Source organism: Pararoseomonas baculiformis, assembly GCF_017813395.1.
Taxonomy (GTDB): domain Bacteria; phylum Pseudomonadota; class Alphaproteobacteria; order Acetobacterales; family Acetobacteraceae; genus Roseomonas; species Roseomonas baculiformis.
Genome location: NZ_JAGIZB010000012.1, coordinates 72,069 through 98,905 on the forward strand (window position 1 = coordinate 72,069; position 26,837 = coordinate 98,905).

General features: G+C 68.7%; 24 protein-coding genes, 4 pseudogenes and 1 other annotated feature. Of the genes and pseudogenes, 6 read left to right on the forward strand and 22 right to left on the reverse strand.

Annotated elements, in window-relative coordinates:
- Window positions 1-18: 18 nt before the first annotated feature.
- The 7 genes from J8J14_RS13800 to J8J14_RS13830 form a co-directional block, all read right to left on the reverse strand.
- Window positions 19-414 carry a hypothetical protein gene (locus tag J8J14_RS13800; RefSeq protein ID WP_209380112.1) on the reverse strand — a complete coding sequence of 132 codons (396 nt, stop codon included), beginning with the start codon at window positions 412-414 and terminating at the stop codon, window positions 19-21.
- Between the two features lie 27 nt (window positions 415-441).
- Window positions 442-2,136 (reverse strand): hypothetical protein, encoded by a 1,695-nt coding sequence (locus J8J14_RS13805; protein ID WP_209380113.1) that lies wholly within the window; start codon window positions 2,134-2,136, stop codon window positions 442-444.
- A gap of 183 nt (window positions 2,137-2,319) precedes the next feature.
- Window positions 2,320-2,991: a LuxR C-terminal-related transcriptional regulator gene (locus J8J14_RS13810; protein WP_209380114.1), complete on the reverse strand. Its 672-nt coding sequence runs from the start codon at window positions 2,989-2,991 to the stop codon at window positions 2,320-2,322.
- 261 nt (window positions 2,992-3,252) lie between these two features.
- Complete coding sequence (locus J8J14_RS13815) at window positions 3,253-3,408, reverse strand: hypothetical protein (protein ID WP_209380115.1); 156 nt, start codon at window positions 3,406-3,408, stop codon at window positions 3,253-3,255.
- Between the two features lie 214 nt (window positions 3,409-3,622).
- Window positions 3,623-5,257 carry a peptidoglycan-binding protein gene (locus tag J8J14_RS13820; RefSeq protein ID WP_209380116.1) on the reverse strand — a complete coding sequence of 545 codons (1,635 nt, stop codon included), beginning with the start codon at window positions 5,255-5,257 and terminating at the stop codon, window positions 3,623-3,625.
- Window positions 5,254-5,988, reverse strand: coding sequence for a hypothetical protein (locus J8J14_RS13825; RefSeq protein ID WP_209380117.1), 735 nt, complete (start codon window positions 5,986-5,988; stop codon window positions 5,254-5,256). Before J8J14_RS13825 ends, J8J14_RS13820 begins: the two co-directional genes overlap by 4 nt.
- Complete coding sequence (locus J8J14_RS13830) at window positions 5,985-7,841, reverse strand: hypothetical protein (RefSeq protein WP_209380118.1); 1,857 nt, start codon at window positions 7,839-7,841, stop codon at window positions 5,985-5,987. The genes J8J14_RS13825 and J8J14_RS13830 overlap by 4 nt, the downstream gene beginning before the upstream one ends.
- Before the next feature lie 484 nt (window positions 7,842-8,325).
- Here J8J14_RS13830 and J8J14_RS13835 point away from each other — a divergent pair, with 484 nt between their 5' ends.
- On the forward strand, window positions 8,326-9,762 hold the full coding sequence (locus J8J14_RS13835; RefSeq protein WP_209380119.1) for a TRAFs-binding domain-containing protein: 1,437 nt from the start codon (window positions 8,326-8,328) through the stop codon (window positions 9,760-9,762).
- A gap of 166 nt (window positions 9,763-9,928) precedes the next feature.
- Window positions 9,929-10,768 (forward strand): annotated as a pseudogene (locus J8J14_RS13840) (IS5 family transposase).
- Window positions 10,769-10,991: 223 nt separating this feature from the next.
- On the opposite strand, the gene J8J14_RS13845 reads toward J8J14_RS13840, so the two are convergent.
- The gene (locus J8J14_RS13845; protein ID WP_209380210.1) at window positions 10,992-11,327 is read right to left on the reverse strand and encodes a hypothetical protein; all 336 of its coding nucleotides are present in this window, start codon (window positions 11,325-11,327) and stop codon (window positions 10,992-10,994) included.
- Here J8J14_RS13845 and J8J14_RS13850 point away from each other — a divergent pair.
- Window positions 11,238-12,343: pseudogene (locus J8J14_RS13850) on the forward strand (transposase). The gene J8J14_RS13845 and the pseudogene J8J14_RS13850 overlap by 90 nt on opposite strands.
- 49 nt (window positions 12,344-12,392) lie before the next feature.
- Here the strand turns inward: J8J14_RS13850 and J8J14_RS13855 are convergent.
- Together J8J14_RS13855 and J8J14_RS13860 are read right to left on the reverse strand one after the other, a co-directional pair.
- Window positions 12,393-12,569 (reverse strand): hypothetical protein, encoded by a 177-nt coding sequence (locus J8J14_RS13855; protein WP_209380120.1) that lies wholly within the window; start codon window positions 12,567-12,569, stop codon window positions 12,393-12,395.
- 39 nt (window positions 12,570-12,608) lie between these two features.
- On the reverse strand, window positions 12,609-12,770 hold the full coding sequence (locus J8J14_RS13860) for a hypothetical protein (protein WP_209380121.1): 162 nt from the start codon (window positions 12,768-12,770) through the stop codon (window positions 12,609-12,611).
- Window positions 12,771-12,952: 182 nt separating this feature from the next.
- Here J8J14_RS13860 and J8J14_RS13865 point away from each other — a divergent pair.
- Both J8J14_RS13865 and J8J14_RS13870 read left to right on the forward strand, forming a co-directional pair.
- Window positions 12,953-14,115, forward strand: a pseudogene (locus J8J14_RS13865) (IS3 family transposase).
- Window positions 13,183-13,299 (forward strand) — a sequence feature (AL1L pseudoknot). Its footprint overlaps the pseudogene before it by 117 nt.
- A 39-nt stretch (window positions 14,116-14,154) precedes the next feature.
- Window positions 14,155-14,634: pseudogene (locus J8J14_RS13870) on the forward strand (ATP-dependent DNA helicase); the annotation flags it as partial.
- Between the two features lie 189 nt (window positions 14,635-14,823).
- On the opposite strand, the gene J8J14_RS13875 reads toward J8J14_RS13870, so the two are convergent.
- The 11 genes from J8J14_RS13875 to J8J14_RS13925 form a co-directional block, all read right to left on the reverse strand.
- A complete protein-coding gene (locus J8J14_RS13875; RefSeq protein WP_209380122.1) occupies window positions 14,824-15,621 on the reverse strand; it encodes an ABC transporter permease in 798 nt (265 codons plus the stop codon).
- Window positions 15,618-16,565: an ABC transporter permease gene (locus J8J14_RS13880; RefSeq protein ID WP_209380123.1), complete on the reverse strand. Its 948-nt coding sequence runs from the start codon at window positions 16,563-16,565 to the stop codon at window positions 15,618-15,620. Before J8J14_RS13880 ends, J8J14_RS13875 begins: the two co-directional genes overlap by 4 nt.
- 6 nt (window positions 16,566-16,571) lie before the next feature.
- The gene (locus J8J14_RS13885; protein WP_245215767.1) at window positions 16,572-18,188 is read right to left on the reverse strand and encodes an ABC transporter substrate-binding protein; all 1,617 of its coding nucleotides are present in this window, start codon (window positions 18,186-18,188) and stop codon (window positions 16,572-16,574) included.
- 63 nt (window positions 18,189-18,251) lie between these two features.
- Window positions 18,252-18,722 (reverse strand): RidA family protein, encoded by a 471-nt coding sequence (locus tag J8J14_RS13890; RefSeq protein ID WP_209380124.1) that lies wholly within the window; start codon window positions 18,720-18,722, stop codon window positions 18,252-18,254.
- The gene (locus J8J14_RS13895; protein WP_209380125.1) at window positions 18,719-19,651 is read right to left on the reverse strand and encodes an NAD-dependent epimerase/dehydratase family protein; all 933 of its coding nucleotides are present in this window, start codon (window positions 19,649-19,651) and stop codon (window positions 18,719-18,721) included. Before J8J14_RS13895 ends, J8J14_RS13890 begins: the two co-directional genes overlap by 4 nt.
- Window positions 19,648-20,637 (reverse strand): ABC transporter ATP-binding protein, encoded by a 990-nt coding sequence (locus J8J14_RS13900; protein ID WP_342452447.1) that lies wholly within the window; start codon window positions 20,635-20,637, stop codon window positions 19,648-19,650. Before J8J14_RS13900 ends, J8J14_RS13895 begins: the two co-directional genes overlap by 4 nt.
- On the reverse strand, window positions 20,634-21,629 hold the full coding sequence (locus tag J8J14_RS13905) for an ABC transporter ATP-binding protein (protein WP_209380126.1): 996 nt from the start codon (window positions 21,627-21,629) through the stop codon (window positions 20,634-20,636). The genes J8J14_RS13900 and J8J14_RS13905 overlap by 4 nt, the downstream gene beginning before the upstream one ends.
- Window positions 21,630-21,639: 10 nt before the next feature.
- Window positions 21,640-22,794, reverse strand: coding sequence for a mandelate racemase/muconate lactonizing enzyme family protein (locus tag J8J14_RS13910; protein ID WP_209380127.1), 1,155 nt, complete (start codon window positions 22,792-22,794; stop codon window positions 21,640-21,642).
- Window positions 22,791-23,447 carry a GntR family transcriptional regulator gene (locus tag J8J14_RS13915; protein ID WP_280842953.1) on the reverse strand — a complete coding sequence of 219 codons (657 nt, stop codon included), beginning with the start codon at window positions 23,445-23,447 and terminating at the stop codon, window positions 22,791-22,793. Before J8J14_RS13915 ends, J8J14_RS13910 begins: the two co-directional genes overlap by 4 nt.
- Before the next feature lie 357 nt (window positions 23,448-23,804).
- Entirely contained in the window at window positions 23,805-24,200 is a 396-nt protein-coding gene (locus tag J8J14_RS13920; protein ID WP_209380129.1) for a response regulator, read from the reverse strand.
- A 312-nt stretch (window positions 24,201-24,512) separates the two neighbouring features.
- Window positions 24,513-24,752, reverse strand: coding sequence for a DUF3126 family protein (locus J8J14_RS13925; protein WP_342452450.1), 240 nt, complete (start codon window positions 24,750-24,752; stop codon window positions 24,513-24,515).
- A gap of 454 nt (window positions 24,753-25,206) precedes the next feature.
- Here J8J14_RS13925 and J8J14_RS13930 point away from each other — a divergent pair, with 454 nt between their 5' ends.
- Window positions 25,207-25,494: a DUF4242 domain-containing protein gene (locus J8J14_RS13930; protein ID WP_209380131.1), complete on the forward strand. Its 288-nt coding sequence runs from the start codon at window positions 25,207-25,209 to the stop codon at window positions 25,492-25,494.
- Between the two features lie 241 nt (window positions 25,495-25,735).
- Here the strand turns inward: J8J14_RS13930 and J8J14_RS13935 are convergent, their stop codons facing one another.
- A complete protein-coding gene (locus tag J8J14_RS13935) occupies window positions 25,736-26,665 on the reverse strand; it encodes a hypothetical protein (RefSeq protein WP_209380132.1) in 930 nt (309 codons plus the stop codon).
- Window positions 26,666-26,837 lie beyond the last annotated feature (172 nt).

The following is a 26,837-nucleotide window of genomic DNA, read 5'->3' on the forward strand; positions in this document are numbered from 1 at the left end:
GCTGCCTCCTGCCGCTGGTCATGCGGGGGCCGCCGCCGGCGGGTCGTCCCGCACGCGGGCAGCGCTGAACATGTAGGTGCCTTCCCCGTGCTCGCCGGCAGACATGGCGAAGCTGCGGCCGGTCAGGTAGCACTCGTCGAAGGTGACGGTCCGGCTCGTCTCGCCATGGCGCAGCGTGGCCATGAGCTGGAACATGCCTGCGCCGACAGCGTCGAGGGCGGGGCTGGTGGAGGCCACGACCAGCCGGCCTTCCACCGATTCCGGGCCGGAGATGACCGCGATGCGCTCCGTGCTGCCGAGCGCGTAGACATTGGTCCGCTGGCGGGCCTGGCGGAACTCGAGGGCGCGCACGCCTTCGATCGGCTTGCCGTCCAGGCTGACGGTGCTCTCGCTCGCGGCGTAGATGGTGGGCATGCGTCCTCCCTTCTGCTGGCGGCCGGCTCAGACCTTCACGCGGATGGTGGCGTAGACGTAGTCAATGGCACGCACGGGCCGGACGGCGACATCCACGCGGACAATGCCCTGCCCGAAATCCTGCTGCGTCGAGTAGACATCCACGAGGAAGGCCGGGTCCGTCCCGTCGGTGGACGGCACCAGCCAGCCGGCGCGCTCCATCCGGGTGAAGGTGGCGACAAGCTGCTGCCGCAGCGCCGTGCGTGCCTCATCCGTGTTGGTGGTGCCGATGAAGCGCTCGGCGGTCGCCTTTGTCTCCCGGATGGCCGAATCGGCGACACGGGTGACCGAGATCTGGTCCCCCGTGGTGTCGATGCCCTTCAGCGCGACGACGCCCACCCCGATGCGGTCCTGCACGACGAACAGGTTGGTGCCCGGGCCGAGAAGGCGGTTCAGCTCGCTTTCGCGGTAGCGCGCCGGGGCGATATCGAACAGCGGCAAGGGCTTGAAGGTCGGCGCGATCTCGGGGCTGAGGCGGCCGATCGCGCCGGCCACGGCGCCCGCAGCGCCGCTGGGCGAGACGAGCACGAAGCGCCGCCCGCGCACGGCTGCGGCGTGGGCGCGGATGGCGTCCGGCGATCCCTGCTCCGCCGGGGTGACGGCACCGAAGGCGATGCGGGGCGCGGCGGCATCCGCCATGCGGACAGCATGGGCAAGCAGCGCCTGATGGATGCCTGCAACCTCGGGACCGGGCCGGGCTGCCTCGACAGAGGCAAGGACGAGGTCGATCCGGGGGTCGTCCTCCAGACGGTCGATGGCGGTGGCGTAGTCGGCAACCCCCGGCGAGCTGCCGCCGCTAAAATCCTGCGGCGCGTCCGTGCCGCGTGGAAGGCGCGCCTCGGCAGGCAGGGAGGGCAGGATGCGGGCACGGACCAGGCGACCTTCGCGCAGCAGCACGTCCGGCAGGTAACGCTCATCGTCCGGGTCCATGGAAAGCCCCGCGTAGCTTTCCTGGAGGCCGCGCTGCGACACGCGCAGGCCGATCCGCGGCCCGGTGGCGGTGATCTGCACGCTGAGCCCGCTGGGATCCACGCCGTCGCCCGGCAGCAGCTGGAGCAGGTCGCGCGCGCCGGCGGCTTCCTTGACTGGAAGGGGGGCGCCATCCGCCGCGAAGGCGAAGGTGCCATCCGCCGGCAGGGTTCCGGCCCCGAAGCCCGGATCCAGCGCCACGACGTGGCGGGAGTTGCGGTTGATCGTCTCGAAGAGATCATCCGGCTGCCCGGGCGCGACACGGAGATCCGAGAAGGTCTCCGCCACACGGCCGCCGCGCAGCAGGCGAAGGGTCACCCGGACCGGTGCGTTATCGGCGCCGGTCACCGCCTGCAGGTCGGCGCGCAGCTCATTGCCCCAGGCGCCGGCAGCGCGGCACACAAGCCGGACGCAGACCGCTCCGTCGGGGTTGCGCAGCTCCGTCTGCGCGCGCGCTCCGCCCGGGACGGCCGAGACCACGACCTCCGCCGCGCCATTGGCGAGCGCGTGGACCGCCTCCGGCATGCTCGCTTCCGTGCCCGGGCCCAGTATCTCCCGCAGTTCCGAGGTTCGGGTGACGCCGACGAGGGCGCCATCGGCAGGGGCGCGATCCACGAGGCCAACGACGCCGACGATGCCGCTGGCCGCTGGCAGCGGAGGGACGATGTCGAAGCGGGCCTGGACCTGGACGCCGGGAACGATGAGCGTCGCCATTTCGTAACCCTGCCTCCATGCCTGGTTGCCCCGCGGGCGGGGACCCTGCCATGCCCGGTCCGGATCCGCCGCGAAGAGCCAGCTTATGAGGCCAATGCGCGAGGGCGGAGCTTTCCGGCCCAGCAAAGGCATCTTGGCGGGTGCAGGATTGGCTGGCACCCGGCTTGAAGGTTCAAAAAGGGTTCATGCCGGCCCATGAACCCGGGGTTCATGCATCTGCGGGAGGCCACCGGGGCGGGGCCGTGCGATGTCCCCCCGCCGTTCCAGTTTCAGCTTGGTGAGGATGTGGTGCACGTGGTTCTTCGCCGTGGCGACTGCGATGCCGAGGGAGCGGGCGATCTGCTTGTTCGACATGCGCTGCTGCAGCAGCTGCAGCACCTCCTCCTCGCGTTCCGAGAGGCGCGAGGGCGGGGCCGGCAGAGGGAAGCCCGAGCGCAGCGCGAAGACACGGCGGAACAGGAGATGGGCGAGGCGCGGCGGGCAACGGAACTCGCCCCGCAAGGCGTCGTGGACGGCCTCCGCCAGGTCGTCGGGTGAGCCGTCACGCGTGACATATCCAGCCGCGCCCGCTTCCGCACAGGCGAGGACGTGATCGTCGGATTCCGGGATGGCAAGGGTAATCACGGGCACCCCGGGCATCGCAGCGGCCAGTTGCCTGATGGACCCGATGACATCCTCTCCCTCGATGTCGAGCAGGATCGCGTCGGGCATCAGCGCCGCAGCGGTGCGCAGTGCGTCCTCGCCCGATGTGACGCAACTGACTTCCGCGAAGCGTTGATCATGCCGCAGGATGCAGGCGATGCCATCGCGGTGGAGACGGATGTCGCCGACGACGAGGAGATGGACGGGCTTCATGGACCTCTCCGGCTCAGTGGTGATCCTGACTGGTGCCGCAGGTCGCGCAGGGTGCGATACACGGGACCGCCTTCATCGGTCTGACCAGCCTGAACCACTCGTCCCGCTTGATACAAGTTTGTTTCGGTGAAGGCTTCGCGTCTGGAGGAGAGTGAAGCGCGATGCGGCTATGTCTGGCTTCAACACCTGTGTCAAAACCGAGACCTGGTCAGATTTGCATGACCGCGACACGATATGCTGTGAATCCCGGATGTCATCTACCTAGCGGCCTGGCATGGCTTTGTGCATGGCGCCTTCGCCATCGGCGACTTCGTGCCTGATCCCCTTTGGGAGGTAGTGCCGCAGCAGCTCCGGCAGGACGATGACTCCCTGCTTGATGGCATCACGCAACAGTTCCGCGCCAGGGCCGGTCAGCACCGGCCTTGGCGCGGAGCTTCTCTTTGTGTCCGGCATGCGAGGCAAGTGCAGGGTTTCGGTCGGAACGATGGGGCTATTTGACCGCGTTGCCCCAATCCGGGAGCAGAAGCCGGACTGCCTGGGAGACACGAGCCGTCACATCGCGGGCCCATCCAAACAGCAGATCACTTACGCGGGCGTATTCGAAGCAGTGCCTGCGGCGGGCAGCTCCCCTTCAGCGCCCGGATGCGGCGAGTAGCGCGCAGGCATCGCCGAACCATTCGGCGGCGCGGTCCAGGTGGTCGCCATGGCAGTGGAGACCCCAGGCATTGTCGCCGCTCGGCTTAAGACTCCCGGCGTTGTAGGCCGCGGCGACCAGGATCGGGTTGGTCTCGGTGGAATCCATCCCGCGCCGGATATAGGCTGCGCCCAGATCCAGGGCGACCTCGGGCCTGTAGATCGCGAGGTCCGTTGGAGGCGGGTTCGGCTTGGCGTTGAAGCGCGGAAAGTCGGAGTCCGCGTAACCCAGCCGTTGTTTCTGGTTCAGGTCTCGCGCCGTCTCGGCCAGCATCTGCATCGGTCCGGCGCTGTAGTCGGTTCTGTGCGCTTCCCACCGGAAGGTCCTCGGGCCGGTGAAACCGTCCTTCCGGTAGATGCCCACCTCTGTGGCGATGGTCATGATGATCAGCTCCGGCGGGACCCCATGCTTGGCGGAGTACTTTGCTATCAAGGAGCCGAACGCAGCGATGATGGCTCCGCAGGTGGCCGGGTTTCCGGGACTGCGGACGGGATGAAGCCCGCCGTCACGATCTTTCAGATAGATACCGTGGCGATCCACCCGCCACTTTCGCCCGCTGAATGGGTTGAACCAATCCCGTTCCTGAACGGCCGGCAGGCTCCGCCATTGGATTGCGCCGGCCACCGTATCGCCATCGCCGCCCGCTTCCTCCGCCGTGACCGGACCGGGTCTGATCGGTTCAAGAGGGGGCCGTTCCAGCCTTTCGAGCGGTGGCGGCTTGGGCGATCCGGTCCAGCGGGCCAGTACCTGCGACAGGTTGTCGGCCCAGCTCTCGTCACCGCCGTCGGGGAGCTTGCCCGCGAGAAGCCCGCGCGTGGAAAGGCCAGCGACCTGGACATGGGGCTTCTCGAAATTCAGTGGCTCCAGTCCGTGCTCGCGGGCCAGCGCGTGATAGGTCCGCCACCAGCCCGCTGTCTCGGGCGTGCCGTCCTCCCAAGGGTTCACCCCCGGCTTGTCGATCACCATGTCCACCGCGAGGCCGTACTGGTGATAGGACTCGAACGGGCGCGCATGGGTCACCACGCGGCCGATGATGCGGCCGTTCCGATCGCGGCCTTGCGCGAAGAGGTGCTGCTGCCGCTCCGGCGAGCGGAAGGCCTCGAAAACCCGCATCGGTACGGCCCTGTCGCGCAAAGCCGCCTGTAGCCGGACGAGGCGCTCGCGCATCGCCGGGTGCAGCTTCGCCTGGTCCGTGTCGCGTGTCTCCGGGTTGACGGGTGAGCGGGCGGCGGAAGCTGCCGGCACGGTGGCGGTGCGGGGCGAGGCGGCCGCCGTGGCCTGCTGCCCGAACAGCGCGCCCCAGGTGCGCTCGCCGACGATGCCGTCCTGGTGAAGGCCACGGGCACGCTGGAACGCCGTGGCGGCGGAAGCGGTACGCGGGCCGAACACGCCGGCAATGTCGCCGACCGGTGCGCCTGCCGTCCCTGTGCGGGGCAACCGCGCGCCGCGCAGGTCGGCGCAGGCGAAGCCGTGCTCCGACAGGCGCATCTGCACGGCCAGCACCGCTTCCCCGATCGCCGGCGGCGTGCACAGGCGCAGCTGGACGCCCGGGTAAGGCAAGCTCGCGCTCACGCGGCACATCCCCTCGCGCTCCGCGCGGCGGCGATCGCGCGCCGCAGATCCTGGGCAGGCCGGCCGAATGCGGTGCCATCCGCGCCCGCTTGATCGAGGAGGCGCTCCGCCTCAGCGATGCGGACGCAACCACCCGACGTGCCCGCCTGGAGCACTCCGTTCAAGGTGGCGTCCGCCGCGTAGTAGAAGCCCGCCGGCCGCGCCGCGGGCCCGGCCTGCGCCGCCATCGCGCGGCGCAGCAGCGCGTCGTTCTGTGCCGCCGCGTCGGCGCGGTCACCCGCAGCGTCGCGCCGACGCTGGCTCGCGTCCAGCAGCCCTGACTCCGCCTCTCTGCGGTCCACCATCGGATCCGGGCGCTGCCCGGCCGCTACGAGCGTCGCCCCGTAATTCGCGATGGCGCAGTCCAGGTACTCGCGCCGCCGCGGCCCCGCGTTCATGCCCAGCCGGCGGCAACTGTCGGCCCTGAGGAGGCGGAGCTGGCCGCAGCCCTCCTGTGCGGGCTCGCAGGACACGGAGCGGTCCGCGACCGCCGCGAATGCCCCTCTCCCGTGCAGGGCCTTGACCTCCTGCAGCTCGGCCATGGTCGGGTTCAGCACTTGCCCGATGGCGCCGCCCGCCCCGGCCGCGACCTGCTGCCCCAGATCGCAGCCGGCGAGCATCATGGCCGCGCAGGCGACAATCAGGGCACGGGCCAGTCCACCGCGGGCGCCGGCGTGCATCGGGCGTCTCATGGAGATCCATCCTCCGGCCGGACCATGCGGAGCGCGGCGACCGGATCGTCCACCCCCTGGTTCCTCAGCTCGTGCACGAGCTGCACGGCTGTCTGCAGCGTCGCCCGGCCCTCCGGATCGGATTGCAGCCGGGAGACGGCGTCCAGCACCGTGGCAGGGGTCGCTCCGCCCGGCATCTCGGCGCGGGTAATGCTGGCCGTGTCGTCCTCCACGGCCCGGGCGAGCAGAACCCGCTGCAGGGCCACGAGCCCGCGGTTGAAGGCCGCGCGGTCCCCGTTGAAGCGGTCCCCCTCCCGCGACCACAGTCCCTCTGGGTCCGCGAGTGCCTGCCGGCCCATCTCGGTGATCACGTCCAGATTCCCCGCCTGGCGTTCGGGGCCCCAGGCTGAAGCGAACTCGGGAGAGATCTCCAGCGCCGCGAGGACCATGGTCGAGGTCAACGCCGCCGGCTCGATGACGCCGGGCGCGATGGGGGCCTGGAGCACCCGGGCGACCCATCGCCGGTAGGCATCCTCCCCCAGCCGCGCTCCGACTGCAGCAATGCCGAGCACCACCCCGAGCGGCGGCAGCACCGTGCCGACCACAGGTGCAAGCTTCGGCAGCGCCGTCGCCAGCCACTGGCCCAGCGGGTTCTCGGCGCGCAAACGGTCCGCGAGCGTCGCCGCGGCAGCGATGCCGGAGCTGACAGGGGCGCCGCTGGCGAGGGGTTCGAGAACCGCCGAAAGCTCCGAGGAGAGCACGCGCGCGCGCTCCCCATGCGGCGGCGGAAGGATGGAAGCGGCGGCGCCAAGCAGTGGCTTCCAGCGCGTGAGCTCCGCAACAGAATCCCGGCCCGCGCCCGTTGCAGCGCGCGACGTCCCTTCACCCGCAGGCGCGGCGCCCGTTGCTGCCCCGCCCTGGACCGTCCCGCGAGCAGACGCATCACGGCCGGCGCGGACCCGTGCCTCGCGCAGGCGCTCGTCGAGCCGGTCGAGCTGCTCCTGGGTGACCTTGAGTGCCTCGACCCATTGCCGGTGCTCCGCCTGAAGTTCCTCGACCACGAGGTCGGTGAAGGCGACCACGGCCTGGGGGCTGCCGCCTATCACCTCGGCCGCGACCCGGTCCACGCCACCCGCCAGGGCGTTGAGCCGCAGTGCGGTCCGCTCATAAAGCTCGGCATTGCCCCGGTCTCGGTGAAGATTCTCGCGGTCCACTGCATAGGCGCCGATGGCGGCTCCGATGACCCCGATCACGAGCAGCCACTGCGCCTGCACACCGATGAGCACGGTGATCGCCGCGGCGCTCGCAAGGGCAGCGAGCGCCAGGGACACGCCGGTCCATAGGCTGGTGACTCCGGCGGAGGCCCGGTGCTCGCGCCCACGACGCTCATAGTAGGCACGCTGGTCCTCCAGCAGGCCCACCCGCACTGCCTCCAGTGCCTCCAGCGCCGCTCCTGGCCCAGAGGCGGCGGCGAGGCGAGCGAGGGTGGCGAATTTCTGTCCCCGCGCGAGTTCCGCCTCGGAGCGCAAGGTCCGCCAGAGGCCCAGCTGGTCGCCGCCGCGGGCAAACTGGCCGATCACGGTGGCGAGGATCCCGCAGACGGTGATCGCGAGGCCGCAAGCCCATGTCGCCGCATCAACCGCGGAACGCCAAGCCGCCGGTATATGCTCCGCCACGAGCGCCTCGGCCAGTATGAGGCCGCTGAGCAAGCCGACAGCGAGGATGAGGATATTGACGCTGCGGAGCATCCGGAAAAGCCAACGCTGCTCCGCGATGGCGCTCTTGTCTTTGCTGTCGAACGCCTTTTCTAGCGCGAGGACTTCGTGCCCCGAACTGATCTGCCCGAAGCTGGGCGCCGTCGCCGCGGAGGACATCAGGAGCGCTCCGCCCGGCGCTGCTCGGCTCGTTCGGCCTGCACCGCCGGATACGCAAAGGTCAGGACGGGGTGCTGCGCAAGGCACCTCCGATCCCGGGACGCAGCCCCGATCTCGCACGTCATCCCGAGGCCCTCCAGAGGCGCGGCATGCTCAGCGCTTTCGCGTCACAATCAGCATGAGGAGCTTCTTTGCGGGGTTGCAAGCAAATTCGTTGCTGTCTCCGCGCCGCCCCCCCATCATCCCTCCGCAGTCCCGTGTGCGTGCTCTAACAGCCTAGCGCCGTTCCGTGTGACAAAAGCACTCCGCTTGCCTGAGGCGTTGTGGGGAAAGGCGACAATCGGAATGCTTGCGTTCGTCAGGCCGGCTGGATAACGATCAAATTGGAACAAAAAGCCGTCATAGATGCTGCGGGAATGATGCTGCAGGCTTGCTGTCCTTTTGTGCGCCCTGTGCGATGCGGGCAGCCGGCATGGGAGGATGTATGTCAGAGGACCGGCTTGATGTTGCTCGTCCAGGCGGGCGGAAGCGCTGCTTCGTCGTGATGGGTTTCGGTGTGAAAACCGACCTCGCCACCGGACGCAAGCTGGACCTCAATAAGTCCTACAAGACTATGATCAAGCCGGCGGTCGAGGCAAAAGGTCTCGAATGTGTGCGGGCGGACGAGATCCGCCACTCCGGTGCCATAGACGTTCCCATGTACGAGTGGCTTCTCAGCGCCGACGTGGTGATTGCCGACTTGTCCACCTCCAATCCGAATGCCCTTTACGAGCTCGGCATTCGCCACGCGCTTCGGCCGCAGACAACCATCGTGATCTCCGAGAACAAGCTTCCCTATCCCTTTGACCTGAACCATGTCCGAATTGCCAGCTACACGCACCTGGGGGATGCCATCGATTACGACGAGGTGCTGCGTTTCCGTGACGAGCTGAGCAAGACACTGGATGCCGTGCTGAACGATCCAAGGGTCGATAGTCCCATCTATACATTCCTGAAGGAGCTGAGGCCGCCCGAGTTGCGAAAACAGGTAGAGGAGGCCATGCAGAAGGCGGCCGATGCCGTTTCCCATGCGGCTGAAAGCTCCAGGCGGGCTTCAGCGCCTGGACCTGGAGACCAGACGCTGGCGGCGCTCGTAGCGCAGGGCGAGGGTGCTTTGGCGCGAAGCGACTTCGCCGCGGCGAAGGCCATGTTCGCTGCTGCCCTTCAGTTCTGTGGTTCCGCTGCTGGGGAGGCGGGGGCAGCACTTCTGCACGATCCATATATTCAACAACGGCTGGTGCTCGCGACATACAAGGCCAAGCAGCCAAACGAAGCGGCAGCGCTTGACGAAGCCTTGCATCTTCTCCAGCCATTACAGCCTGAGGTATCGAACGACCCCGAGACGATGGGGCTTGCGGGCGCGATCGAAAAGCGGCTGTTTGATCAGGGCCGTGGGACGGATCACCTCGAACGTGCGATCCGCTACTATGGACGCGGCTTTTACCTCCGCGACGACAGTTACAATGGCATCAATCTCGCCTACCTTCTTACACTGCACGCAGACGTGGCGCCCGACGTGGACGACAACGAGCGCTTGGCTGATCTCGTCTGGGCAAATCGCATTCGGCGTGAGGTCCTGGTACTGTGTGAGCGAGAACTTGATGCCCTTCGGGCACGCAAGCAGGTGCCCGAGCGGCAGGGTGACATCAATACAGGCCACCAGGCACGGGCCAGGGAGCAGGAGTTCTGGCTGCTTGCGACGAAGGCCGAGGGCTACTTTGGGCTTGGTGACCTCGAAGCTTCCAAAGCTGCCAGCGCTGAAGCCGCCGCTCTAAGGCCGCCCAGATGGCAGCTAGAAACTTTGGATAATCAGATCGCACGATTGAAGGAACTGCTCGACCGACGTGGCCATCTTCTTCGTGGCGGATTTCGGCCGCGCTGAATGCTCTCTCCGGCCGCAAGCGGAGGTGACACAACCAACAGGCTCATTGAGGGTTGAAGGGACCCCTCCTATGCGGCTGCCGCAATCTAAGAGCCCTTCCGGAAAGAAGTTGAATCTGTTGGGTCGGCTGTGATCCGGTCCTCGGTACCTGGATGGAGGGTGTCGCATGTGGGAGCCGGAACACCGCCGTACCTATGACCGGCCTAGCCTGGGCTATCCTAGTGACCTGACCGACGCCGAATGGGGGCTGGTCGCACCGCTGATCCGTCCCGCCAAGCGCGGTGGGCGTCCCCGGATGGTGGATGTGCGGGAGGTGCTGAACGCCATCTTCTATATCCTCTCGACTGGCTGTCAGTGGACGGCGCTGCCGAAGGACCTGCCACCCCGAAGCACGGTTTGGAACTACCTAGACCGCCGGGACTGGGACAGCACGCTCGAGCGCATTCACCACGCCCTCTATGTTGAGGTGCGCGAGCAGGCGGGGCGCGAGGCCTGCCCGACGCTGGCCATCATCGATGCCCAGAGCGCAAAGGGAGCTCAAAAGGGCGCGCAACGCTTGATCCGTCCGGCTACGACGCTGGCAAGAAGGTGCTCAGGCGCATGCGACATGTGCTCGTCGATACGCTCGGCCTTCTGCTGAGCGTTGTCATCCATCTGGCCAATGTGCAGGACAGGGAGGGTGCCGAAGCCGTGCTGCGCCAGGCCCGGCGCCGGTTCCCCTTCATCAAGCACCTGGTGGCCGATGCGGGCTACCAGGGCCCAAGGATGGCGGCCACCGTCGCCAGAAACCGGCAACTGGACCCTCGAGATCGTCCGCCGCTGTGACCAGCATCGCTTCGTCGTTCTGCCGAAGCGCTGGACCGTGGAGAGAACGCTCGCCTGGATCAGCCGCTGCCGCAGGCTGGCCCGCGACTATGAGCGTCACGCACGCAAAGCTGCCGCCTTCATCCGCCTGGCTATGATCCGCCTCATGCTCCGCCGCCTCGCCGCAACCTCTTCAGGCTGAACCAGAACTCCCCGGAACGGCTCTAAGGCTCGTTCTTGTCCAATGTCCTGCGGGAAGGCCGCGATGCCTATCACCCGGGCGATCTAGGGGTGCAGCCGATGCGCGTCCGGAAGCTTGCCCATTCCTTCAGCACCCATGGGAAGAAGTGGCCCATTCCGACCGCCGGCATCGGCGTAACCGTTGTCTGCGCCCCACTAGTGCGGTGGCGTGCTGGCGGCGCAGGTCAGGCCGAGTTGGGGCGGCGGGCCTGGCGGTAGTCGCGGATGGCGCAGAAGGCCTTGGGGAGGTGGTGGGCCCGCGCCATGTGGGCGCGGGCGTCGGGACGGCTGGCGGTGAGCTGCTTAACCTCCTCTTCGGCCTTGAGGATGATGATCGGCAGTATGAACGTGACGTGGTGGCCATCTCGAAGATCGGGCGCTAGCAGCCTGTCGGCTTCACAATGGGCCTGAGATCGGCAAATCCGTTCAGCATGACGCAGTTCGTTTCGTTCGGCCGTGATCAGGCGTTCCTGCTGCCACCTGACCGAAAGGACTGGCTGCCGGCGGACGACCTGGCGCACTTTGTGGTGGTGGGGGTGGATCGGGTGCCGCTTGGCGCCCTCGCCGTCCGCCCGATCCCGGGCGGCAAGGCGCGGCGTGCGCTACGTGGCGGCGAACCTGCATCCGGACCACGAACCATCGCGACCTTCCGCCAGGCCAACCGCGCGGCGTTCGAGGCGGCCTTCCTACAGGTGCTGCTGCTGGCACGTGAGAGCGGCTTGCTGCGGCTCGGGATGGTGGCGATCGACGGCACAAAGCTCGACGCCAACGCGTCCAAGATCCGCTCAGTGCGCTACGACCGGGCCAACGAACTGCGCGCCAGGCTTGCCGCCGACATCGCCGCGCTGGCTGCCCGCGCCGAGGCGCATCCCAACCGGCAGGCGCTGCCCGCCGAAATCGCAAGGCGCGAGGCAATGAAGGCCAAGCTCGATGCCGCCTGCGCCTGGCTTGAGGAACAGGCCCGCGCCGAGGCCGGCCCGGCCCGAATACGAGGCCAAGCATGCCGCCTACGAGGCGAAGAAGGACCGCCCGCGCGGTCGCCCCCCCAAGCCGCCCGAGGACGATCCGCCACCCGAGCGGCAGTCCAACCTCGCCGACCCCGACAGCGCGCTGATGCGCCGCTCCGACGCTCACGAGTACCGCCAGGCCTACAACGCCCAGGCCGTGGTCTGCGCCGAGGGGTCGCAGCTGATCATCGCCACCGGCGTCGTCGCCACCCCCGCCGACGCGCCGAGCTTCGCCTCAACTGTCCTCGGTATGGAACAAGGCATCGGTCTGCCGAGCCGAGCGCAAGGCTCCCCGCCGCATCACCGAGCTCTGGCGCCTCGCCATGCAGGCCAGGCTCGACACCCCCGGTGCCAAAGCCCGCTACGCCCACCGCAAGCAGACCGTCGAACCCGTCTTCGGCATCATCAAATCCGCCCTCGGCTTCACCCGCTTCCACCTCCGCGGCCTCGCCAAAGTAACAGCCGAGTGGAACCGGATCGCGCTGGCCTACAACTGCCGCAGGCTGCACCGCCTGCGGCTGGCCACCTGATCCACCACCTAACTATCTCGCTGGCAGCTAAACCAAACCCGACAGGCTGCTAGGGGGCGGGCAAGCGCTTGAATGCGAACATGAAGCCCGCCGCCCAGGACTGGGTGATGACGGCGCTGTCCTCCTGGCGGAGGAGAGGGCGCCAGTGCCGGCCGCCATCGAACCGTAGTCCCTGCCGGACAGCGTTGGAATGGTCGAGGACGGCCGAGACTGCACCGAGGCCCATCGGGGTTGTCGGGAGGTCGGGCTTGAAGATTATGCGAAGCTAGTCGTCGGTGGGCACCCGCTCGGGGCCGACCGCGAGGGCTGTCGCGAAGACGTTGATGGAGGAGACGGTCCAGTTTCGACGGGTGATGTCGGGCTGGGCGGTGAGCCAGGCCTCGAGTTCGTCGAGGGTCAGGGCCGGGATGCGTGCCCGACGGCTCACGCGGCGTCCTGTGCGTCCGGCTCGGGCTACCAGGGCAGGAGCGTTTCGATCTCCGTAGGCTGGACTTCGCCGCGGTGAACCGCCCCGGGTTCCCTGGAGGCTCTAACTCTTGAGAGGATGGAGCCATAACGAAGAAGACCTCGAACCGGTATTTGCCTGAGGTCCGGCAGCGGGCGGTCCGGATGGCGCTGGACCATGGAGGCGACCACGCCTCGCAGTGGGCGGCGATTGGCTCGATCGCCTCCAGGATCGGCTGCACGACGGAGACGCTGCGCGGCTGCTTGAGACAGGCGGAGCGCGACTAGCGCCTGCGGCCGGGCCCGACGAGTGCGGAGGGGGAGCGGATCGAGGCTCTGGAGCGGTAGGTCCGCTAGCTGCTACGCCAAGCTAATGAGATCCTGCGCAAGGCCTCGGCCAATTTTGCGGTGGTGAAGCTCGCCCGCCGCAGGACGCCATGATCGCCTTCATCGACGATCACCGCGGGGTCTACGGTGTCGAGCCGATCTGCAGGGTGCTGCCGATCGACCCACTGGCCTACCACGTCCATGTTGCCCGGCGTGATGATCTGGCTAAGGCCTTGCCGCGCGCCCGGCGGGACCTGGTGCTCATGGAGGGGATCCGATGAGTGCATGCCGCCAACTTTGGGGTCTACGGGACCCGCGAGGTGTGGCGGCAGCTCGGCCGCGAGGGCATCTCGGTTGCTCGCTGCAAGGTAGAACGGCTGATGCGGCTGCACGGTGTCGCCCGCGGCAGGAAGGTTGGGTCCATGATCACCGACAAGGCTACGCCCTGTTCGTCGGACAAGATGAACCGGCACTTCCGGAGGTCGCCTCCGGACATGCTGTGGGTGTCTGAATTCACCTGCGTGGCCACCTCACAGGGCTCTGTGTATGCCGCCTTTGTCATCGACGTCTTCGCCCGCCGCATTTTCGGCAGGCGGGTCTCGCGTTCGGTTCATGCGGGCTTTGTTCTCGATGCCCTGGAACAAGCGCTGCATGACCGCCGCCCGGCGAAGGGCGGCGTGACCCATCATAGCGATTGGGGCGGGCAATACGTCAGCATCCGGTGCACGGAAAGGCTGCTTGAGGCCGGGATCGAGCCCTCGGTCGGCAGCCTCGGTGCCAGCTACGACAATACCCTCGCCGAGACCGTTATCGGGCTGTTCAAGACCGAGGTGATCCCGCGCCGTGGCCCGGGGCAGTCCCTGGCACAGTCGAATACACCACCCTCGGGTGGGTGGAATGGTTCAACAACCGACGCCTCCTCGAGCCGCTCGGCAACATGCCACCGGCCGAAGCGGAGGCGCTACTACGCCGCGCTGGAGAAGTCTGCCCTGGTAGCGTAGCCCAAACCAATCAGCCTCCGGCAAATCCGGGGTGGTTCAGCCCTGAACCCGCCGGGCGAGCTGCGGGTGGAGCGCTTCGGCTGGACCTTCTGCCCGGGCGACAAGGTCATGCAGGTGGCCAATGACTATGACCGGGAGGTTTACAATGGCGACCTCGGCGTGATCTCGGGCATCGACATGGAGGAGGGGGAGCTCACCGTCCGGTTCGAGGGGAGGGAGGTCGTCTACGGCTTCGGGGAGCTGGACGAGCTGGTGCTGGCCTACGCGACGACGATCCACAAGGCACAGGGGTCCGAGTACCCGGCCGTCGTCATCCCTCTCACCACCCAGCACTACACCATGCTGGCGAGGAACCTCCTCTACACGGGCGTGACCCGGGGCAAGCGGCTGGTCGTGCTCGTGGGGCAGCGGCGCGCGCTCGCCATCGCAGTCAGGAACAGGAACACGCGCAGGCGGTGGTCGAAGCTAAGGGAATGGATGGCGGGAGCGCCCGCTGAGCATCAGGATCGGGCCACCTGAGATGGCACGTCTCCCGAAATCCCCGGCGAGCTCCAGGCAGGCCCCCGCTCGGGCGGCGCGGCCTTGCGCACTGAGCGCCGAGACCCTGGCCCAACTCGGCGCGCACCGGCTGGCGGCGCTGCTCATGGACCTGGCAGGGGGGTGACCCCGTTGCGAGGGAGGAAGGGGCTCCGCTCACGAGCTTGGAACTCACCGCCCGGCCGTCTGCAGCGCCCTGCCCAGCAGGGAGGTGGCCATCGCCGCCAGTAGCAGGGCAAGGCCCGGGAAGATGGCAAGCCAGGGCGCGACGGTCAGGTAGTTGCGGCTCTCCTGCAGGCTGGCTCCCCAATCCGGGCTGGGCGGGGGAACGCCAAGTCCCAGAAAGCCGAGCGCCGCCTGGATCTGAAGCGCGAGCGGAAAGAGGATAACGCATTGCAATACCACTGACGGTGCCACATTGCGTGCGACATGCCGGGTCAGCACCGCCCATTCGCCATGGCCAAGCGTGCGCGCCGCCTCGACATAGGCCCGCCCGGTTTCCATCAGGGCCGCGGCCCGTGCCACGCGGAAGAAGACCGGCGCGTAGATGATCGCGAGCGCCAGGATCAGGTTGCCGGCCCCAGTACCGAGGGTGCTGGCCAGCACCACGCCGAGGATGATGGGCGGGAAGGCAAGGAGCGCATCGGCGGAACGCGACAGGGCTAGGTCCGGCAACCGCCCGGCGAAGCCCGCCAGCGCGCCAAGGCTGCCACCCAGCACACCGGCCAGCGCAATGGCGGTCGCCACGACACCCAGCGTACTGCCCGCGCCATGCACGACGCGAGCATAGACATCACGCCCGGTCTCATCCGTGCCGAACCAGAATTCGGCCGAAGGGGCCTCCAGCCGCCGCGTGACCGCCACCGCATCGGGCGAGCCCGCGAAGAGGCCCGGCGCAATGCTGATGGCGAGGAAAAGCACCACCAGCCCGCCGCCCAGCAGCCATTCGATCCGGCCGCGCCGCATCATGCTCCCCGCACGCGCGGATCGATCAGCGCATAGGCTAGATCGACCAGGAGATTGACCATCAAGGCGACGCCGACAGTCAGGAGCAGGGCGCCCTGCAGGACGGGATAGTCGCGCCCCTGAATGGCCGCGAGCAGGGTGCGGCCCAGGCCGGGAATGGCGAAGAGCGTTTCGACCACCACCACCCCGCCCAGGATCTGCACCAGGATCAGCCCGGCATAGGTCACGAGCGGGATGGCGATGTTGCGAAGCACGTGCCGGCCGAAGATCACCCGCGCGGGCAGGCCGCGCGCCGTGGCCGCGCGCACGAAATCCTGCCGGAGCAGCGCCGCCGTCTGCTGCCGGGTGAACTGCGCATAGGCCCCGGCCTGGAGCAGCCCAAGTGCGAGCACCGGGAGCAGGATGCTCTCCAGGTTGTCCGACAAGGATATCTCCGGCGACGTGTAGACCAGGGGCGGCGCCCAGCCGAGCCAGGCATCGGCAAGGATGAGGAGGACCATTCCCGTCCAGAAGACGGGCGCGGAAAGGCTGACCAGGGTGAAGCCCTCCACCAGCATGTCCATCGCCCCGCCGGGGCGCGACCCGGCCGCCAGGCCCAGAGGAACGCCCACCAGGATAGCGACGAGGAGCGTCACGAGGCCGATCTGCAAGGTGACGAGGAAGGCATCCGTCACGATGCCCCACACTGGCAGGCCCTGGCGCATGGAGGTGCCGAGATCACCCTGCAGCACATCCCCCGCCCAGCTCAGATACTGGGACCAGACAGGCCGGTCCAATCCGAAGAAGGCTCGCAGCGCCGCCTCCGCCGCGGGATCGCCCGCGCTTTGCCCGAGCATCTCGCCGATCGCGTCGCCGGGCACGGCGCGGATCAGCAGGAACACCACGCCCGTCGCGAGCACGGCGGTGGCAAGCGTGGCGCCGATCCTGCGGAGGAGGGCCTCGACCATGTTCCGTCAGGTCGCGATCCAGGTCTTCGCCAGGCCGAACCACCAGCCGGTCGGATGCTGGACGTAGTTGCGCACCCGCTGCTGCGAGACGGTCACCAGGTCCGGCGAGTACAGCATGATGGTCGGCACGGTTTCGTCCATCACGCGCTGGAGACCGAGATAGGCCTGCTTCCGGGCGGCGGGGTCGGCGCTTGCCATGCCCGCATCCATGAACCGGTCCGCCTCCGCGTTGTTCCAGTTGCGGAAGTCCGCGCCGCGCGGGGTGCTGTGGAAGTGGCGGTAGTACAGGATGTGCGGATCCGGCTGGGTGCCCCAGTCGTTGAAGGTGAAACGCATGTTGCGCGTGCGGAAGGCGTTGAGCCAGACCCCCAGTTCCACGCGCTGGATGTTCAGCCGGATACCCGCCGCCGAGAGCTGCTGCGCGATGGTGACGGCTGCGGGATCCATCCATTCGAAGCCGATGATGCTGACAAGATCCAGCGCGAAGCCGTCCCCAAGCCCGGCCTCGGCCAGCAACGCCTTGGCCCGGGCCGGATCGGTCTTCTGGTATGGGAGGCTCTCCAGCGGCGCGCCCCAGCTCTCCTGCATGGCGGCGGGAATGGTGCCGAGCACCTGCCCCTTGCCGCTGATGGCCGCCTGCATCACCGCCCGCTTGTCGATGGACAGGGCAATGGCCTGGCGCACGCGCACATCCTTCAGCTGCGCGTGGTTGCAATCCAGGTCCAGCGAGCACTGGCGGAGCGATGGCGCCGAGGTGATGGACAGCCCGGGCTGGCCCTGTAGCTGTTCCGCATCCTGCGGGCGGGCCAGCAGTGCGAGATCCACGCGGCGGCCGCGCAGTGCCACGAGCACGCTGGCGGCATTCGGCTGCACGCTGAACAGGATGCCGTCGAGATAGGGCTGACCCTGCACCCAGTAGTTCGGGAAGCGCGCCATGCGGATGTGACTCTGCGGGCGGAATTCCTGCAGCATGAAGGGCCCGGTGCCCACCGATTGCTGCGAGAGCCGGGTGCGCGCCTGCGGGTTCGCGAAGGTGTCGCGCGGCACGACGCAGCCGAAGCGGTTCGTCAGGGTCATCGGCAGGGAGGCATTGGGCTCGGCCAGCCGAATGACGACCGTATGGTCGTCCGGCGTGTCGATCGTGCGGATCGCGCCGAAATCGGCGGCGCCGGGGCTGCCATTCGCGGGGTCGCGCACATAGTCGTAGCTGTATTTGACATCGGCCGAGGTCATCGGCTGGCCGTTGTGGAAGCGCACGCCGCGGCGCAGCGCGAAGGTGTAGGTGAGGCCGTCCTCCGAGATCGCCATGGACTCCGCCAGCAGCGGCTTCGCCTGGCCGGAGGCATGCTCGTACATCAGCCCCTGATACATCAGCACCGTGATGGCGGTGCGCGCATCGCCGGCCTGATGGAAGGGATCGAGATTCGGCGGCTCGTTCGCGATGGCGACAGTGAGCGTGCCGCCCCGCCGCGCCTGCGGATCATCGGGCCCGTAGAGATCGTTCCCGCCGGGCGGGGCGCCCTGGGCCCAGGCGGTGCCCAGGCCAGGCGGCAACAGGCCGGCCCCCATCAGGCCTACTCCGGCCAGCAGGGCGGAGCGGCGGTCGATACGCAGGTCTGACATCGCTATTCATCCCTTTCTGTGAGCGTAGGCTGCATGGACGGCGAGCGGCGTTCTCCCGGTGTCTCAGCCCCCGTCGCGGAGGGCGAAGACGAATTCGATCTCGACCGGCACGTTGCGCGGCAGCATGGCCACGCCAACGGCACTCCGGGCATGGCGCCCCGCCTCGCCGAAGACCTGCCCCATCAGGTTGGAGGCGGCATCGATCACGCGGGGCTGCTCGGCGAAACCCGTGGCGGAGGCGACGAAACCCGTGAGCTTCACCACCCGCGCGACGGCATCCAGCGAGCCGGCGACGGAGCGCAGGGCCGCCAGGCCCTGCAAGGCGCAGAGCGCCGCGGCGCGCCGCCCCTCCTCCACATCGACTTCCGCCCCCAGCCGCCCGAGCACGGGCAGGTTTCCCTCGGCATCGCGCGGAAGTTGCCCGCTCACCCAGACAAGGCCCCGCTCCACCACCGCCGGCACATAATCGAAGGCCGGCTTGGGCAAGGGCGGCAGGGTGAGGCCCAGTGCGGCCAGGCGCTCCTCACAGGTCATGCCTTCTCCTCCATCATCTCGCACAGCGTCTCCGACAGAATGGCCTCCAGCCCACGCCGAGGCGCCCATCCAAGCGCGCGAAGCCGCGCGTCATCGACCAGCGGCAGGTCCTGCGGCAGGGCTTCCGGCCGCAGGGTGATCCGCACCTCCGGCCGCAGCCTGCCGAGGGCTTCGGCCAGGGCGGCATAGGTCAGGGTCAGTCCGGCCATGTTCAGGCGTCGCGGCGCATCCGGCATGCCGGCAAGAAGCAGCAGCGCCTCCGCCGCATCATCGCCGTGGAGCGCATCAAAGGGCGCGGCGGGGGCTACCGTCTCGATCGGGACATGATGGGCCGCTGCGCGGAGCAGGCGGGCATAGAGCGTGGCCGCGCCGACATACCAGCGGCCTGGCCCGAGCACGAGCGGCAGGCGCAGCGTGGTGACGGACAGGCCGAGCGCATACATCCCCCAGTCCGCTGCCAGCTCGGCCATGTGCTTTGAAAGCCCGTAGGCGGTGCGCGGCGAGGGGGCGGCCGTCTCGTCGACGCGAACCGCCTCGTAGAGCTCGGGGGGGCCGTAGACGACGGTGGAGCCGCATTGCACCACGCGCCGCACGCCCGTCGCGCTGCAGGCGGCCAGCACGGACGTGAAGCCACCCGCATTCACGCCCACCGCCGCGCCCGGGTCCGCGAGGGCGGTGCGCGCAAGGCCCTCACCCGAAGGGTTGTGGCCGGCGGCCCAGATCACGGCGTCCGGAGCGAAGGCCCGCAGAGCCGCGGCCAGCCGCCCGCCCTCTTCCGCGACGCCGTCGAAGCGCGCCACACCGTCCCCGCATTCGTTATCCCCGGGACCGAAGGAGGCGACAGCCCGGCCCTGCGAGAGCGCGAGGCGCAGCAGCCGGCTACCGATGAAGCCGCGCCCGCCCACCACCAGGATCCGCCCGGCGCTCATGCCGCCGTCTCCATGGCCAGGATGTCGTCCCGGATGCAGGCGGCGCGCCGGGTGGGGTCCAGCGGGCGCAGCGCCGGCACGGTCTCGGCGCAGGCGGGAAGGGCGTAGGGGCAGCGGGTGCGGAAGACGCAGCCGGAGGGCGGGGCCGCCGGGCTGGGGATTTCGCCGCGCAGGATGATCCGTGGGCCGCGAGCCTCCCCCGGGCGTCCCGGCGAGGCGGAGAGCAGCGCCCGGGTATAGGGATGGCGCGGTGCCCGCAGCACCTCGGCCGCCTCTCCCTCCTCCATCACCCGCCCGAGATAGAGCACCGCCACGCGGTCGCAGAGCGTGCGGACGGCGCCGAGATCGTGAGAGACGAAGAGCAGGGCGAGCTGCCTCTCGCGCCGCAACTCCCGCAGGAGGTTGAGGATCTCGGCCCCGACCGAGACATCGAGCGCAGAGACCGGCTCATCGGCCACGATGAAGTCCGGGTCCACCGCCAGGGCGCGCGCGATGGCCACGCGCTGGCGCTGCCCGCCCGAGAGCGCAGCGGGCCGCCTTCCATACAGGCCGGGGGAGAGGCCCACGCGTTCCAGCAGGGAAGCGGCGCGGTCCCGCGCGGCCTGGCCGGAGGCCAGCCGGTGGAGGCTGATCCCCTCGGCCACAGCCTGGCCGATGCCCATGCGCGGGTTGAGGCTGCCGAAAGGATCCTGGAAGACCATCTGCATGCGGCGCCGCAGTGGGCGCAACGTGGCGCGGTCGGCCCCCGTGATCTCCTGCCCGTCGAACAGCACCTGCCCAGCCGTCGGGCGGGCGAGGCGCAGCAGCATGCGGCCGATGGTGGACTTGCCGCTGCCGCTCTCCCCCACCAGCCCCAGCGCCTCGCCACGCCGGACCGAGATGTCCACCCCGGCCACGGCGCGCACGGGGCGGCGGCGGGGCGCGACGAGGCTGGGCCCGCCGAACTCCATCACCAGGTCCCGGCCCTCGACCAGCGGCGCGCTCACGCCACCTCCTCCCATCGGATGCAGCGGCTGCGCCGGCCCGGGGCGGCGTCGAGCAGCGGCACCGGGGCTTCGCGGCAGGCCGCCACGGCCATGGCGCAGCGGTCGGCGAAGCGGCAATGCGGCGGCGGGGCAAGGGGGTTGGGCATCAGCCCGGGAATGCCGCGCGGCGGCTCACCCTCCAGCGAGGGAATGCAGTCCAGCAGGGCGCGGGTATAGGGATGGCGTGGCGTGGCGAGGACCTCGGCCGCCGGGCCCTCCTCCACCACCTGGCCGGCATAGAGGACGCAGATGCGATGCGCGAGGCCGGCGACCAGCCCGAGATCGTGGCTGACGAAGATCATCGCCATGCCCTCCCGTTCCTGGAGGTCGCGCAGCAGATCCACGATCTGCGCCTGGATCGTGACGTCCAGGGCGGTGGTCGGCTCGTCGGCGATCAGCAGGCGCGGCTCGCCGGCCAGGGCCAGGGCGATCACGGCCCGCTGGCGCATCCCGCCCGAGAGCTGATGCGGATACTCCCCCGCGCGCCGCGCCGGATCGGGAATACCGACGAGGCCAAGCAGCGCGACGGCTTTCCCAGCCGCTTCGCGCCGCCCCAGGCCGCGTAGATGGCGCAGCGTCTCCGCGATTTGGTCGCCAATCGTGAAGAGCGGATCCAGCGCGCTGCCGGGATCCTGGAAGACCACGGCGATCTCCCGCCCACGCACGCGGCGGAGCGCCTCACCCTGGAGGAGGAGGAGATCGGCCGCATCGCCGCCGGCGCCGCGCCAGCGCAGCCGGCCAGTGGCGCGCGTGCCCGCCGCGCCGGCATGGAGACGTGCCACCGCCATGGCCGTGACCGACTTGCCGCTGCCGCTCTCGCCGACCAGGGCGAGGGTCTCGCCCTGGGCGAGCGCGAAGGAGATGTCCTCCACCGCCGTCATCCAGCCCTTCGCGCCCTGGAAGGCGACGGAGAGACCCTCGGCCTGCAGCAGCGGGGCAGCGGTGGCGCTCATCCCGGGGCGCTCACCTCGGCCGGAAGCGCTCGAGCGCGGCCCGGTCGGGCTCCACGCCCAGCCCGGGCGCCTCCGGCACCGCGATGACGCCACCGTTGGGGCGGAGGGGCTCCCGCAGCAGCTCGTCCTGCAGCGGGTTCTCGGCGATGTCGTATTCCACCCAGGGCGGGTCCACTTCGCTTTCCGCCACGGCGGGATAGGGCGGCTGGGCCGCGACGAGATGCACGGCCGCCGCCAGGCCAAGGCCCGTGCCCCAGACATGCGGCGAGAGGCGCGCATGCCGGAGCGTGCAGAGCTGGCCGATGAGCCGCCCCTGAGAAAGCCCCCCGCACAGCGCCAGGTCGGGCTGTGCAATGTCGATGGCCCGCGGCGCCAGCAGCCGGTCGAAGGCGAAGGCCGTGTAGAGCGCCTCGCCCGTCGCCACCGGGATCTCGCGCCGCGCCATCAGCGCCCGGTAGCCTTCCTCATCCGCCGGAGGCAGCGGCTCCTCGTACCAGTCGATGCCGAAGGGCGCGATGGCGCGCATGCTCGCCAGCACCTGGTCGAGGCCGTAGTTGCCATTCGCATCCACGGCGATCCGCATGTCCGGCCCCAGCACCTCGCGCGTCAGCCGCACGCGCGCGACGTCATCGGCGATGCCCCGGCCGATCTTGATCTTGCAGGCCGCGAAGTCGCGGAAGCGCGGCAGCTGCGCCTCCAGGCCGAGCGCGGGATCGGCGGTGAAGTACCCTCCCGAGCCATAGACCGGCACGCTGTCCCGCGCGCGGCCGCCGATGAGGGCATGCACCGGCAGCCCATGCTCCTTCCCCAGCGCGTCATGCACGGCCATGTCAATGCCGGAGAGTAGCGCCATCAGCCCGTTCTGGACGCCGAAGTGGTAGTTGCGCGCCAGCAGTCGGTGGAACAGCGCGCCATGGTCCACAAGGCGCGCGCCGCGCCAATCCGCCAGGACGAAATCGAGATAGGCAGCGGCAAAGCCCGGCGGGCCCCAGGCCTCCCCGAAGCCGCTGATCCCGGTATTGGTCTCGACCTCCACGACGGTGGCGCCGCGTGCCGCGACCAGGCCGCGCGCCATGCCATAGGCGCCCGCCTCCCCCATCACGTGCAGCACGGGATGCAGGATGATGCGTGCGATCCGGGCCGCGTTGCCGGTCCAGTCCTTCATGGGGCCAAGCGCTCCCGCGATGCCGTGAGGTGATGGATCATGGCAGCCTCGGCGGCGGCGGCATCGCGGCGCAGAAGGGCGCCCAGGATGGCCTCGTGCTCCCGTGTCGTCTCTTCCGCCCCCCTCTGGGCGGTCATGTAGAGGCGCGAGGCATGGACCTGGGCGTTGAGGGCGGCGAGGGCCTGCCGGGCCGGCTGGTTGCCCGACGCCTCCGCGATGGTGGCGTGGAAGGCTTCGTCCGCCGCGGCATGGGTGCGATGGGTCTGCCAGGGACCGCTGCGCACATGAGCGCCCATGTCGGCCAGGCTGTCCCGCAGGCGGGTGATCGCTTCGGGCGTCATCCGAGCGGCGGCCTGGCCGGCCAACCAGGGCTCCAGCCGCAGCCGCGTCTCATACAGGTCTCGCAGGAACGCCTGGTCCGGCATGGGCGCCACAGTAAAGCCCAGAAAGGCCTCGTTCCGGACGAGGCCGCGGGCGCAGAGCCCGGCCAGCGCCTCCCGCAGCGGCGTGCTGCTGACCGACATCTCTCTGGCCAGGGCGTCGATGTTCAGCCGGGCACCCGGCGCAAGCTCCTGATCCATGATGCGTTCCTGGAGTCGGGTCCGGACTTGTTCAGCCAGACCGACCCGCGTTACGGCCCGTGTATCCTGCATCGTGCATGATCCTAGGCAGGGCGCGCCCGCTGGTGCAAGCCTTTCTATCACGGGATGCTGATGGAGCTACGCCTCGGGGGTCGCCGTCTCTTTGTCGGGCAGCAGGGCGACGATGCGCCTGCGCTCCAGGCCGGGTGGTACCCCAGTCTCTCCAGCTGGCTTGTGTCGGGCCCGGTCCGCGAGTGCCGCCGCTCCATGGGGGGCACCAACGAGGCGAGGCCAGTCCCAGACAGCCTGGCCCACCCCACCCTCTGCTGACTGCCACAGCAGGCCAGCAGCCAATTTCAGAGGAACTGCGTCAGAGCTAGAGTTCAGCGCCGACCGAGAGAGTTGCTGGCCGAGTTGCCCTCAACCGCACTAGCCCGCCGAAATCCTGCCCACCAGTCCGGCGAGGCAGGACACGACCTCGTCGGGGTCATAGGGCTTGGTGATAACGGGCGCGTCCACGTGCTGCCCCTTGTTCACTGCTGATGCTTCGAGGCCGGTCGCGAAAACGAAAGGCACACCCAGCGCGGCGAGGCGATCCGCGACCGGGAGGGCCGAACGGCCATCGGCGAGCGTATAGTCGATCACGGCGGCGTCGATTCCGCCCTCGGACATGGCTTTCGTGATGGCCGACAGGGCCTCCGGAACCCTCGCGGCCTGCACGACAGCCTGCGCACCCGCGATCATCAGCACGTCTTCCAGCAGGAAGGTGACCAGCGGCTCATCCTCGACCACGAGGATACGCCGACCTTGAAATTCCGAGGCCATATGAACTCCCTGGATGAGAATGGTCGTATGCCTGAAGCCTACATCGGCACCAAATGCCGGCCCAGATTAAAGCGGCTGCCCCCGACGGGCCAAAACCCGTAGCCATCGGTCACAGCGTCGTCGAAACCTCCGTACCCTAAAGAAGATGGCACCCTCAGACATGTAGCCTGTCGTAGCCGTGCCAAGGCTTCCCGGATCCGGACAGAGGAGGCCTGCTCCCTGCAAGCGGCGCTCCCCAGCATCCTCTGCTGCACCACGGCGGGGTTCAGTTCCGTAGCGGACGCTGTAACGGTGCCGGCGTAACCGGGACCGTCAGCGCTTTCGCTTGGATGTGGCGGAAATCAGCGCCGGCGCGGGTTGGGCGGCTGGGGGTAGGTCTTCCTCAAGAATGGTGAGGTGCACGGCGTAGGACACTTCGCCGTCCTCGGCATCGCGGTGGAGCGTGCCGATCACCTCGCCCCCGGCCTCGACCTCGACGCTCATTCCCGCCTGCTTCGGGGCTACGATGCTGATGCGCTCCGTCCCCAGCAGCCGACGGAGGTAGGCCTGCACGCGCTCAATCTCAGACCTTGTCAACCCTGGCAACTCCCACCTTCTCGAACAACGCCACTTTCATCTACCAGAGACAGTCCCCCTGCAACAGAGATGGCCGCCGATGAGGGAAGGACCTGCTGCGCCTCGCCGTAACCTGGAATGTGTGGCTTTGGGCCGGGATAGGTGAGCAGGTTGGCACGGCATGGGTCCGTGCGTCTCTTACTCACTTTTAGCGGATCGAAAGAGGCAAAGGTGGCCCGGGCAGCGGAGTATCCGAAAACCACGCACTGACAGAGTTCCTCCCGTAGGGGCGCATTCCTTGAGCCTATCGGGGCCTTGCATCCGTATGCAGGTCGGCCGTGGGAGGGATGCTGGCCAGCGTAGGTGCAGATTAGGTTTGTATCGATGCTCATATGGCGCATACCGTGGCAAGAGCCGACGGGTACTTCACGCAAGCGCCGGAGGACCGAAGATGCCCAAGTTCGTCATAGAGCGCGACATGCCAGGTGTTGGCCAAGCCTCGGCGCAGGACCTGGAAAGCGCCTCGCGGACGTCGTGCGACGTGATCCGCCAGATGGGCCCCGAGATCCAGTGGGTCGAAAGCTATGTCACGGGCGACAAGATCTACTGCATTTACGTTGCGCCAAACGAGGAGATGATCCGCGACCACGCTCAGCGCGGCGGCTTCCCGGCGAACAAGATCAGCAAGGTCGAACGGATGATCGATCCGACCACCGCTGAAGGTGCCACCCAGGCCTGAACACCTGGGGTGCCCGCGACCGAATGGTGCTGCAGGCGGGGCAAACCTGATCGGGCTGAACAGGTCGGGTACCAGGCCGGTACCGCCTCCAGGCGGCTCATCCCTATCTCCCATCGCGTCCCCCGCACCAGCGTCATGGACCGATCTCAACGTCAGCTTTGGTCGCTTCGCCACCCGGAGCGGCGCTCCACCGTCGGCAAGAATTTACCGCCTACGGAAGCGAAGCCATCGTCGTAACAAGTTAGCTTTCCTGCTCGGAGGATGGTGGCGCAACGCGCTTGGCCCGACGCGTCTCCCGCGCACGTTCCAGCGATGCCGCCCTGCGACGTTCCTCTCGCAATGTCTCGATCGTCGGCTGCCACCAGCCGCGCGCCTGCTCGGCTGGGCCGGGCGGCACCCGTGCGGGCCAGGCCTGAACCAACTCGGCATGACTGGGCCTGCGCCACGCTGCCCAGACCAGCGCAGCGGGCCCGCTGGTGACAGCGGGGTAGAAAGCCGCGGCGACCGCGGGCTCGACAAGTTCGCCTGTGATCTCTTCGAACAGGACGCATCCCACATGGGTCATCAGAACGCGGCCGACCGGTGGCAGGGCATCCTCCGGCACGGGGTAGCGTCTCCGACGGCGCTCGGCAGCTTCAGCTTGCCTCTCCCCATGCTCAGGCGAGGCCTTGCGGCTCTCCTCACGTTTCCGTCGCTCCCCAGGCTCAGCCAGGCGGGCCGCCGTCTCGATCGCAGGCCAGCGCCTGCGCAGCTCCTCGAAGGATCGGAATGGCACGCGCCAGGCCTTCAGCGCCGGGTCCCATCGGGCCCAGGGCACCTGGCGCAGCTCGGCAATGGCGGTCCGGGAATACGGCGTGCGGACCACGAAGTCATCGGCGACCTCCAGGTAGGGGCTCGTGATCGGCTCGAAGGCAAAGGCGTCGCGGCCGCGCTGGTCGGCATAGGCCAGCACGCCCGACCACTCCCGGCTCATCCATGCCGTCAGGCGGCGTTCGGCCCGGGTGCCTGGCACGAACCAAGCCCGCAGGTCGTCGCGCCAGCGTGCCCGAGGGAAGGCCTCCCGGAAGCGCTCCACTGTCATGCGGTCATACGGGAAGGCGGCCGTCGCTCCGGGGCTGCCATTGTCGGCGGCCTGCTGTGTGGCAGTGAAATCCACGCCTTCGTCGGTCACCGGTTGCTCCCTTCGCCGCTCATCTCCGGGCAGCCTCCCGCACCTCGTGGAGGTTCGGCTCTCCCTTGGCTCCCCAGCCCCGAACGTCGGCCGGGACCTCAGGACGGAACCGCTCGTAAAGATGGAAGCCCACTCGGCTGAATTCACCAGGGTGCAATGAGGCGGCCAAGCT

What these genes read in the sequence shown, in the direction of transcription:
- J8J14_RS13800 (WP_209380112.1), bottom strand. Translation starts at nt 414, where the DNA reads ATGCCCACCATCTACGCCGCGAGCGAGAGCACCGTCAGCCTGGACGGC.
- J8J14_RS13805 (WP_209380113.1), bottom strand. Translation starts at nt 2,136, where the DNA reads ATGGCGACGCTCATCGTTCCCGGCGTCCAGGTCCAGGCCCGCTTCGAC.
- J8J14_RS13810 (WP_209380114.1), bottom strand. Translation starts at nt 2,991, where the DNA reads ATGAAGCCCGTCCATCTCCTCGTCGTCGGCGACATCCGTCTCCACCGC.
- J8J14_RS13825 (WP_209380117.1), bottom strand. Translation starts at nt 5,988, where the DNA reads ATGAGACGCCCGATGCACGCCGGCGCCCGCGGTGGACTGGCCCGTGCC.
- J8J14_RS13830 (WP_209380118.1), bottom strand. Translation starts at nt 7,841, where the DNA reads ATGTCCTCCGCGGCGACGGCGCCCAGCTTCGGGCAGATCAGTTCGGGG.
- J8J14_RS13835 (WP_209380119.1), top strand. Translation starts at nt 8,326, where the DNA reads ATGTCAGAGGACCGGCTTGATGTTGCTCGTCCAGGCGGGCGGAAGCGC.
- J8J14_RS13855 (WP_209380120.1), bottom strand. Translation starts at nt 12,569, where the DNA reads ATGGGCCTCGGTGCAGTCTCGGCCGTCCTCGACCATTCCAACGCTGTC.
- J8J14_RS13875 (WP_209380122.1), bottom strand. Translation starts at nt 15,621, where the DNA reads ATGATGCGGCGCGGCCGGATCGAATGGCTGCTGGGCGGCGGGCTGGTG.
- J8J14_RS13880 (WP_209380123.1), bottom strand. Translation starts at nt 16,565, where the DNA reads ATGGTCGAGGCCCTCCTCCGCAGGATCGGCGCCACGCTTGCCACCGCC.
- J8J14_RS13885 (WP_245215767.1), bottom strand. Translation starts at nt 18,188, where the DNA reads ATGTCAGACCTGCGTATCGACCGCCGCTCCGCCCTGCTGGCCGGAGTA.
- J8J14_RS13890 (WP_209380124.1), bottom strand. Translation starts at nt 18,722, where the DNA reads ATGACCTGTGAGGAGCGCCTGGCCGCACTGGGCCTCACCCTGCCGCCC.
- J8J14_RS13895 (WP_209380125.1), bottom strand. Translation starts at nt 19,651, where the DNA reads ATGAGCGCCGGGCGGATCCTGGTGGTGGGCGGGCGCGGCTTCATCGGT.
- J8J14_RS13905 (WP_209380126.1), bottom strand. Translation starts at nt 21,629, where the DNA reads ATGAGCGCCACCGCTGCCCCGCTGCTGCAGGCCGAGGGTCTCTCCGTC.
- J8J14_RS13910 (WP_209380127.1), bottom strand. Translation starts at nt 22,794, where the DNA reads ATGAAGGACTGGACCGGCAACGCGGCCCGGATCGCACGCATCATCCTG.
- J8J14_RS13915 (WP_280842953.1), bottom strand. Translation starts at nt 23,447, where the DNA reads ATGCAGGATACACGGGCCGTAACGCGGGTCGGTCTGGCTGAACAAGTC.
- J8J14_RS13920 (WP_209380129.1), bottom strand. Translation starts at nt 24,200, where the DNA reads ATGGCCTCGGAATTTCAAGGTCGGCGTATCCTCGTGGTCGAGGATGAG.
- J8J14_RS13930 (WP_209380131.1), top strand. Translation starts at nt 25,207, where the DNA reads ATGCCCAAGTTCGTCATAGAGCGCGACATGCCAGGTGTTGGCCAAGCC.